Origin of the sequence: Skermanella stibiiresistens SB22, assembly GCF_000576635.1 — a bacterium.
In the GTDB taxonomy this organism is placed as follows: domain Bacteria; phylum Pseudomonadota; class Alphaproteobacteria; order Azospirillales; family Azospirillaceae; genus Skermanella; species Skermanella stibiiresistens.
Genome location: NZ_AVFL01000015.1, coordinates 160,355 through 169,049, shown reverse-complemented (window position 1 = coordinate 169,049; position 8,695 = coordinate 160,355). Strand labels below are relative to the sequence as shown.

Sequence of the window (8,695 nt, the reverse complement as noted above, 5' to 3'; positions counted from 1 at the left end):
CGAGCCGCCACCCCCGCCGCGGCCAACCCCGCCGCCACCGGCCCCGACTCCGCCGCCGCCCAAGGCTCCGGAACCCCAACCCGCGCCGAAGCCGGAACCCGCTCCGACGCCCGAGCCGACGCCGAAGGCCGAGCCCGTCAAGCCGGAACCCAAGAAGCCGGAGCCGCCCAAGCCCGAGCCTCCCAAGCCCGAGCCTCCAAAGCCCGAACCCAAGAAGCCTGAGCCGCAGAAGCCGGAGCCTCCCAAGCCGGAGCCTCCCAAGGAGGTCAAGAAGCCGGAACCGGTGAAGGAGCCGCCGAAGCAGGAGGCGAAGAAGCCCGAGGTTCCGAAGGACGCCAAGAAGCCCGAGCCGGAGAAGAAGCAGCCGGACACCAAGCAGGATTTCGCCAATGTCCTGAAGAACCTTCAGAACATGGCCAAGTCGGAGCCCTCGCCGGCACCGTCCCAGCCGCAGCGTCAGCAGCAGGCGGCCACGACCCAGCCGGCCTCTCCGTCGACGTCGCAGCAATCGGCGAGCAACGCGCCGAAGCTGTCCGACCGACTGACCTCCAGCCAGGAGGACGCCGTGCGTCGCACGGTCGAGGCTTGCTGGAACGTCGATCCCGGTCTGGCCGGTGTTCAGGAAATCACCGTGGAGATCCGGCTGGAGATCGGCCGGGACGGGCAGGTGATGCGGGCCGAGGTGGTGGACAAGGCGCGCATGACCCGCGACCGGGCTTTCCGCGCGGTCGCGGAATCGGCCCAGCGCGCGGTCATGAACCCGCGTTGCCGCAAGCTGCCGCTGCCCGCCGACGGCTACGACTTCTGGAAGGATGCCGTCTTCGTCTTCAGTCCGCGCGACATGTTGCGCGGATAGGGCAAGGGGTGGACACCTTGATGATGACACGATCAGGGTGTTCCTTCGGCCTCGTCAAAGCCGCGCGTCCGAAAGGCGCCTACGGGGACGCCCGTTCCCGCACGAACAACGATGATAACAAGGCATGACTCGATCATGATTCCATTTCCGAACCATCTGATCCTGGTCGCTCGCCGGCTGGCGCTGGCCGTCATGGTCATCGCGTTGGCCGGAGCCGCGGGCGCCCGGGCCGAACTGCGCCTCGACATCACGCGCGGCAAGGTCGAGCCGATGCCGATCGCGATTTCCACCTTCCATGGGCAGGCGGGCACCGAGGTCCAGGTCGGCCGGGACATCGCCCAGGTCGTGTCGGCCAACCTGGAGCGGTCCGGGTTGTTCCGCCCGATCGACCAGAAGGCGCTGATCCAGGACGCGGCCTCGCTGCATAGCCAGCCGCGCTTCGCCGACCTCAAGGTGATCAACGCCCTGGCCCTGGTCAGCGGCGTCGTCCAGAGCCAGGCCGACGGTCGCCTGCGGGTGGAGTTCCGCCTGTGGGACGTATTGGCCGAGCAGCCGATGACGGGCTTGGCGTATTTCACCACGCCGGAGAACTGGCGGCGGGTCGCCCACATCATCTCGGACGCGATCTACAAGCGGATCACGGGCGAGGAGGGCTACTTCGACACCCGCATCGTCTACATCTCCGAGACGGGCCCCGCCGACAAGCGGATCAAGCGGCTGGCGATCATGGACCAGGACGGCGAGAACCACCGCTTCCTGACCGATGGCCGGACGCTGGTGCTGACGCCGCGCTTCTCGCCGACCGCGCCGGAGATCACCTACCTGTCCTATTTCAACAACAAGCCGCGGGTCTACCTCTTCAACATCGACACCGGCCGCCAGGAGGTCCTGGGCGACTTCCCCGGCATGACGTTCGCGCCGCGCTTCTCGCCGGACGGCAACAAGGTGATCATGAGCCTCGCCACGTCGGGCAATTCGGACATCTACACGATGGACCTGCGGACCCGGCAGGTGACCCAGCTGACCAACAACCCGGCGATCGACACCTCGCCGTCATACTCGCCCGACGGGCAGCGCATCGTGTTCGAGTCGGACCGCGGCGGCACCCAGCAGCTCTATGTCATGGACGCCAATGGCGGAAACGCGCAACGGATCACGTTTGGGCAGGGCCGCTATGCGAGCCCGGTCTGGTCGCCGCGCGGCGACCTGATCTCCTTCACCAAGATCAACAATGGCCGCTTCAGTATCGGGGTGATTCGCCCAGATGGTGCTGGAGAACGCCTTCTCAACGAGGCGTTTCATGTGGAGGGGCCGACCTGGGCTCCGAATGGACGGGTTCTGATGTTCTTCCGCGAACGTCCGAGCGGAGAGGGAAATCGCAGCAGGACCGCGCGTTTGTACAGCGTCGACCTCACCGGATTTAATGAACGAGAGGTTATCACCCCGCTCGATGCTTCGGATCCCGCTTGGTCGCCCTTGATTCCTTAGCGGTAACCATTTATTTTCGCACTGCACGATCGACGCTAAGGTTAGACAGTCGGGAGATCGGAAACCTTCGGTGGAACGGTTTCGGTGGACTGGGCCTAGTTTAGCGTTCGCCCGTTCGCTTTTCCGTCTTGGTATCGTGTGTCGCTGTAGGGGGTTTTTCAGATGCGTTTGAAGGTTCTGAGCCTGTTGGCTGCGGTTGTGCTGGTCGCCGCGTGCGAATCCACTCCGCAAGACGCCGGCTCGGCCGGTGCCGGTGGTGGGGCTACCGCCGGCGCGGCTCCGGTCCGGACTGGTCCGGCTCCGGGTACACAGGAGGACCTGGTCGTCAACGTCGGCGATCGCGTGTTCTTCGGTTACGATAAGTTCGACCTGAGCCCGGAGGCCCGGGCGACCCTGGATCGCCAGGCCTCTTGGCTGAACCAGTATCCGCGCGTCACGGTGACCGTCGAAGGTCACGCCGACGAGCGCGGCACCCGCGAGTACAACATCGCGTTGGGCGAGCGTCGCGCCAACTCGGTGAAGAACTACCTGCTGGCCCGTGGCGTCGACGCCAACCGCGTCGCCACCACCAGCTACGGCAAGGAGCGTCCCGCCGTCCTCGGCTCGAACGAGGCCTCCTGGGCGCAGAACCGTCGTGGCGTGACCACCGTCAACTAAGTCGACGGATGATCGCGATGCCGGCGGGGTCGTACCCGCCGGCGACATCTGGCGCCACATCACGCGGTTCTTCATCGGGCCGTTTGGTGTGGCGCCTTATTTTTGCCCTCGGTTTGGGTTACGCGGCCCGTGAGTGGTATGGGCGTCTTGATCCGGCGCCCGGTATGACGGGGTCCGGCGAAGGTCAGGAAACAACGATGGCGGTAGAGGCGATGCTTCGAGCGACTGGTACGCGGAACATGGGTGCGCGGTACGGGAGAAGGCTTGGCGGGCTGGCGGCGCTCGCCGTGCCCGGTCTCGCGCTTGGGCTGATGTTGTGGACCGGTCCGGCCGCGGCGCAGGCCGACATCAACCTCCAGAATCGGCTCAACCGGCTGGAGACCGATGTCCAAACCCTGAACCGGCAGGTCTATCGGGGTGGCGGGTCTCCCGCTGGTTCGGTGGCGCTTGGCAATGGCGGTGGGGCTGGCGGCGTGCCGTCGAGCCTGGCGGCGGATTTCGAGGTCCGACTGTCGCGCCTGGAGAGCGAGCTGCAGACCCTGACCGGCAAGTATGAGGAGGCGACGTTTGGCATCTCGCAGGCGCGCGAGCGGCTGGACAAGCTTTCATCCGACCTGGAATACCGCTTGAGCGAGATCGAGAGCAAGCTCAACGCCGAAGCCGCCGCTCCGGCCGCCGCGGCCGCTCCGCCGCCGAAGGCGCAGAACCAAGCCGCCGCGACGCCGGCCAAGCCAGCACCAGCGGCTTCGCAGGCACAGCAGCAGGCGACCGCCGCGGCGCAACTGCCATCCGGTTCGGCGCAGGATCAGTACAACTACGCCTTCGGCCTGCTCCGCGCCGCCGATTACGCCAACGCCGAGGCGGCCCTGGGCCAGTTCGTCAAGAACCATCCCGACAACCAGCTGACCGGCAACGCCCAGTATTGGTTGGCCGAGACCTATTACGTCCGCGGCAAGTACAAGGAGGCCGCCGTCGCCTTCGCCGAGGGTTATCACAAATACCCCAAGGGCTCGAAGGCGGCCGACAACCTGCTCAAGCTGAGCATGGCCCTGTCCCAGCTGAACCAAAAGGCCGACGCCTGCACGACGTTGAAGCAGCTGGGTTCGGAGTTCCCGGACGCCTCGTTGCCGATCAAGCGCCGGGCCGATCAGGAGCGGGGCCGTCTGGCCTGTTCGTGATCCCCTGGTGATCCAGGCTTTCCAGGAGGCGATGGACCGGCTGGGGCCGTTCGAGCCACGGCCCCGAGTCGCGGTCGCCGTGTCCGGCGGACCCGACAGTTTGGCCCTTTCACTGCTGCTCAAAGGCTGGGTGGACCGCCGCGAAGGCGAATTGCTGGCCCTGACGGTCGATCATGGCCTGCGACATAACGCCGCAGATGAAGCCGTCCAGACCGGTCGGTGGCTCGCCGCCCGCGGCATCGCCCACGACATCCTGCGATGGTGTGACGACAAGCCTTCATCGCGTATCCAGCAAGAGGCGCGCGAGGCCCGGTACCGCCTCCTATCCCAGCGCTGCCGGGCGGACGGCATCCTCCATCTGGCGCTGGCCCATCACCGCGAGGATCAGGCGGAGACGGTGCTGCTGCGTTTCGCCAAGGGCAGCGGGCCGGATGGCTTGGCGGGAATGACGCCGCTGCGCGAGGCGCCGGACGTCAGGATCCTGCGACCGCTGCTCGGCGTGTCGCGGGACAGCCTGAAGGAAGTTCTCGACGCGGCCGGTCAATCGTGGATCGAGGACCCCTCCAACCAATCCGCCGCATATGCCCGCGTGCGCGTCCGCTCGATGGCCGCGACACTGGCGGCGGAAGGTTGGGACGCCAGCCATGCCGCCGACACCGCCAAGCGGGCGGGGCGGGCCCGCGAGGCGCTGGAACTCGCCAGCGCCGCGTTGCTGGCGCGGGCGGTCGAGGTCTGGCCCGAGGGCTGCGCGCTGGTGCGGCCGGACCTCGTCGGTGCCGCTCCCGACGAGTTGGCGGCGCGCGTCCTGGGCCGATGCCTCGCGGCGGTCGGCGGCGGTGGCTATCAGCCGCGCCTCGACGCGCTGGAGCGCCTGCGAGCCTCACTGCGCGTTGGTTCGGCCGTCCAGGGCACCACCTTGGGCGGCTGCGTCGTCACGCGGTATCGCGACGGACGCCTGTTGATCGCGCGGGAGCCGGCGGCGATCATCGACCGGATCGCCATCGAAGCCGGGGCGACCATCCTCTGGGACGGCCGCTTCACGATCCGGACGTCCACCGAGGGGGCTGGGGTCGTCGCCCGGCTGGGAGCCGGGTTTGGAAAGGCGGATTCCCATCTCGCGAAACTTCCCGCGGTTGTGCGCGAGGGACTGCCCGTCCTATGGCGCGAGGACGGCTCGCGCGACTTGCCCAGGTTCGGTTTTCCACGCGAATTCAACACTCAAGAAGAAGTACGCGGGAGAGGGGGGCTGACGGCTGTATTCGCCCCGCCGGAACCTGTGAGCGCATCCGCATTCGTGGTTGTTTAAAACCGGTGCGGCATTATCTAATCTGATGGACTTCCCACCGTATCGGGATCAAGTGTCGAGGGCTGGCGCCCGGCGTGTGTTCAACGACGCCGAGGTTGTCCGACGAAAGGCGTGAACCGTGAACAATTTCGGTAAAAACCTGGCTCTCTGGATCATCATCGGGCTGCTTCTGGTGGCCCTTTTCAATCTGTTCCAGAGTTCCTCCACCCGTAGTCCGCAGGCGAGTGTGCCGTTCAGCGACTTCCTGAACGAGGTCGAACGGGGCCAGGTCGCGGATGTGACGATCAAGGGCAACCAGATCAGCGGCCATTTCAGTGATGGACGCTCGTTCAGCACCTATTCCCCGCCCGATGCCAACGTGGTCGATCGTCTGGCCGATCGGGGCGTCCGGATCAGCGCGATGCCCGACGACAGCAATGTGCCGTCGCTGTTCAGCGTGCTGCTGTCCTGGTTCCCGATGCTGCTCCTGATCGGCGTGTGGATCTTCTTCATGCGCCAGATGCAGTCCGGCGGCGGCAAGGCCATGGGCTTCGGCAAGAGCAGGGCGCGCCTGCTGACCGAGAAGGTCGGCCGGGTGACGTTCGACGACGTCGCGGGCATCGACGAGGCCAAGCAGGAACTCGAGGAGATCGTCGAGTTCCTCAAGGACCCGCAGAAGTTCCAGCGCTTGGGCGGCAAGATCCCCAAGGGCGTGCTGCTGGTCGGCCCTCCCGGTACCGGTAAGACGCTGACGGCCCGCGCGGTCGCCGGTGAAGCCAACGTTCCCTTCTTCACCATCTCCGGTTCTGACTTCGTCGAGATGTTCGTCGGCGTCGGCGCCAGCCGTGTCCGCGACATGTTCGAGCAGGGCAAGAAGAACGCTCCCTGCATCATCTTCATCGACGAGATCGACGCGGTCGGCCGCCATCGTGGCGCCGGACTGGGTGGTGGCAACGACGAGCGCGAGCAGACCCTCAACCAGCTGCTGGTCGAGATGGACGGTTTCGAGGCGAACGAGGGCGTCATCCTGATCGCCGCGACCAACCGTCCCGACGTGCTGGACCCCGCCCTGCTGCGTCCCGGCCGCTTCGACCGTCAGGTCGTGGTGCCGAACCCGGACGTGCTGGGCCGCGAGAAGATCCTCAAGGTCCACATGCGGAAGGTCCCGCTGGCTCCGGATGTCGAGCCCCGCACCATCGCCCGCGGCACCCCTGGCTTCTCCGGCGCCGATCTCGCCAACCTGGTCAACGAGGCGGCCCTGCTGGCGGCCCGTGCCGGCAAGCGCGTTGTTGGCATGGCCGAGTTCGAGAACGCCAAGGACAAGGTCATGATGGGCGCGGAACGCCGCTCCATGGTCATGACCGAGGACGAGAAGAAGCTGACCGCCTATCACGAGGGTGGCCACGCGATCGTCGCCATCCACATGAAGGACAGCGATCCGGTCCATAAGGCGACCATCATCCCGCGTGGCCGGGCGCTCGGCATGGTCATGCGTCTGCCGGAAGGTGACCGCATCTCGCTCAGCCGCGCCAAGCTGGAGGCCGATCTGGCCGTGGCGATGGGTGGCCGTGTCGCCGAGGAGCTGATCTTCGGCATCGACCGGGTCACGACCGGCGCTTCGTCGGACATCAAGATGGCGACCGACATCTCGCGTCGGATGGTCACGGAGTGGGGCATGAGCGAGAAGCTGGGGCCGCTGCTCTACGGCGAGCCAAGCCAGGAGGTATTCCTGGGACACTCGGTCACCCAGCACAAGAACATGTCCGACGCGACCGCCGCTCAAGTCGACGCCGAGGTCCGCCGGATCGTCGACGATGCCTATATGCTGGCCCGCAAGATCCTGACCGAGAACCTCGACCAGCTCCACACCCTGGGCAAGGGCCTGCTGGAATACGAGACCCTGTCGGGCGAGGAGATCAACGCCCTGCTCCGTGGTGAGGCGATCATCCGCAACGACAAGCAGGACACGCCGCCGCCCCCTAAGCAGCCGACGCCGGGGCGCCGGGCGTCGGTTCCCACGAGCGGCGGAAAGGACTCCGGCGGACTCGAGCCGGAACCCCAACCCGGAACGTGAGTGCCCGATACGTGGATGACAGGCGTTAGATGATGGAAAAGGCTCCGCACTTGGTGGAGCCGGCGACAAGCCCCGGATCACTCCGGGGCTTTTGCTTGTCGGCGATCGGCCCCGGTGATGCCGTGTACGTCAGGCCTTTGGGCATCCTGTCGCATGGCGTGGCCGGCTCCGGCATTCGGTTGGCCGGAGGGTCATTGGGTTTCGGCATGGTCGAGGTGATCGTCCGGGATGGAGAGGGCGGCATCCGGCGCGCGGCTGGACCGGTGGGCGAGGTCGCCGACTTGCCGGCGCTGGCGGATTGGCTCGACGCGTTGTCCAAACCCCGCGCGCCATTCGCCGGGCTGGCACTGGACCGGCCCGCGATCATGGGCATCGTCAACGTCACGCCGGACAGCTTCAGCGATGGCGGCGACTTCCTGGACCACGACAAGGCGATCGCCCAAGGGACGGCGCTGCTGGAAGCCGGCGCCGACATCCTGGATGTCGGGGGCGAGTCCACCCGTCCGGGCGCCGACCCCGTCGCGGCGGAGGAGGAGATCCGGCGGGTCGCTCCGGTGGTCCGCCACTTCGCCGAACGGGGCGCGGTCGTCTCGATCGACACCCGCCACGCCGCCGTCATGGCCGGCGCCCTGGAGGCGGGAGCCGCCATCATCAACGACGTCACGGCCCTGACGGGCGACGCGGACAGCCTGGGTGTCGCGGTCCAGTCCAAGGCCCCGGTGGTGCTGATGCACATGCGGGGCGAACCCCGCACCATGCAGACGGCGCCTGACTACGTCGACGCTCCGACCGACGTATACGCCTATCTCGCCGGGCGGGTCGCCGCGTGTCTGGCGGCGGGTGTCGCACCGGGGAACCTCTGCGTCGATCCGGGCATCGGCTTCGGCAAGACGGTGGAGCACAACCTCGCCGTCCTCCGCCACACGGCGATGTATCACGGCATGGGCGTGCCCGTGTTGATCGGGCTTTCCCGCAAACGCTTCATCGCGTCGCTCAGCCGGGGAGAGGAGCCCAAGGATAGGATGGCCGGCTCGCTGGCGGGTGCCTTGGCCAGCTTCGACCAGGGAGCCCAGATCGTCCGCGTCCACGATGTCGCCGAGACTTTTCAGGCGCGGGCGATCTGGCTGGCGCTGCACAAAGCCTAGGCGAACCGCCCA

The 8,695-nt window shown here is 66.9% G+C and carries 7 protein-coding genes; all 7 read left to right on the top strand.

Annotation, left to right across the window (positions count from 1 at the left end; all coding sequences use genetic code 11):
* Positions 1-856, top strand: an 856-nt coding sequence (locus N825_RS40815; protein WP_037456037.1) for a hypothetical protein, incomplete at its 5' end; no start/stop codon positions are given.
* 135 nt (positions 857-991) lie between these two features.
* Positions 992-2,344, top strand: coding sequence for a Tol-Pal system beta propeller repeat protein TolB (tolB, locus tag N825_RS20200; protein ID WP_037456034.1), 1,353 nt, complete (start codon positions 992-994; stop codon positions 2,342-2,344).
* Between the two features lie 162 nt (positions 2,345-2,506).
* On the top strand, positions 2,507-3,001 hold the full coding sequence (pal, locus tag N825_RS20195) for a peptidoglycan-associated lipoprotein Pal (protein WP_037456031.1): 495 nt from the start codon (positions 2,507-2,509) through the stop codon (positions 2,999-3,001).
* A 239-nt stretch (positions 3,002-3,240) separates the two neighbouring features.
* Positions 3,241-4,179 carry a tol-pal system protein YbgF gene (gene ybgF / locus N825_RS20190; protein ID WP_051512658.1) on the top strand — a complete coding sequence of 313 codons (939 nt, stop codon included), beginning with the start codon at positions 3,241-3,243 and terminating at the stop codon, positions 4,177-4,179.
* A gap of 7 nt (positions 4,180-4,186) precedes the next feature.
* A complete protein-coding gene (gene tilS, locus N825_RS20185) occupies positions 4,187-5,485 on the top strand; it encodes a tRNA lysidine(34) synthetase TilS (RefSeq protein WP_037456029.1) in 1,299 nt (432 codons plus the stop codon).
* A 118-nt stretch (positions 5,486-5,603) separates the two neighbouring features.
* Complete coding sequence (ftsH, locus tag N825_RS20180; protein WP_037456026.1) at positions 5,604-7,538, top strand: ATP-dependent zinc metalloprotease FtsH; 1,935 nt, start codon at positions 5,604-5,606, stop codon at positions 7,536-7,538.
* A 122-nt stretch (positions 7,539-7,660) separates the two neighbouring features.
* Positions 7,661-8,683, top strand: a complete 1,023-nt coding sequence (gene folP / locus N825_RS20175; RefSeq protein WP_245613177.1) for a dihydropteroate synthase — start codon at positions 7,661-7,663, stop codon at positions 8,681-8,683.
* Positions 8,684-8,695: the final 12 nt, after the last annotated feature.